The following is a 432-nucleotide window of genomic DNA, read 5'->3' on the forward strand; positions in this document are numbered from 1 at the left end:
GGCGAGGAGTGTGTTTAATGTTAATTAAAAAATTCAGCTTCATATGTTTTGCGCTTCTATTGGTTTTAACTGGCTGTATCCATTCGCTTGATCGAGGGGAAGAAGAAATAATCATCGTTGAAGAAACGGATGAAGTGGATGAACAGCAGTATCTAATAACCCCAACTATAGACTCGCCAGAAAACTTTTATCGTACTGTTTTATTGGATGGAGAGTATCAAAGAAGTCCATCAAGAGGTGTCGTTGCAGATGCAATGAACAACAGAATTGACATGGATCAATTCGAAGTTGGATTAATGGAAATTGCTTCAACTCAATATGATCAGAGCGAGTTCTTCTTCCGAGAAGGAACTTATCTTGAAGGAGATACGATTAACCGTTGGCTTCGGAGGTATAACCCAGCAGAAAGTAGATATAGTGACGGTTTAAATC

At 38.9% G+C, this 432-nt stretch carries 1 protein-coding gene; it reads left to right on the forward strand.

Annotation, left to right across the window (positions count from 1 at the left end; all coding sequences use genetic code 11):
- Positions 1-17: 17 nt before the first annotated feature.
- Positions 18-432, forward strand: a 415-nt coding sequence (locus AOA60_RS32310; protein ID WP_178075393.1) for a CamS family sex pheromone protein, incomplete at its 3' end; no start/stop codon positions are given.

It is taken from the genome of Pseudomonas sp. 2822-17, assembly GCF_002742485.1.
Taxonomy (GTDB): domain Bacteria; phylum Pseudomonadota; class Gammaproteobacteria; order Pseudomonadales; family Pseudomonadaceae; genus Aquipseudomonas; species Aquipseudomonas cyclaminis.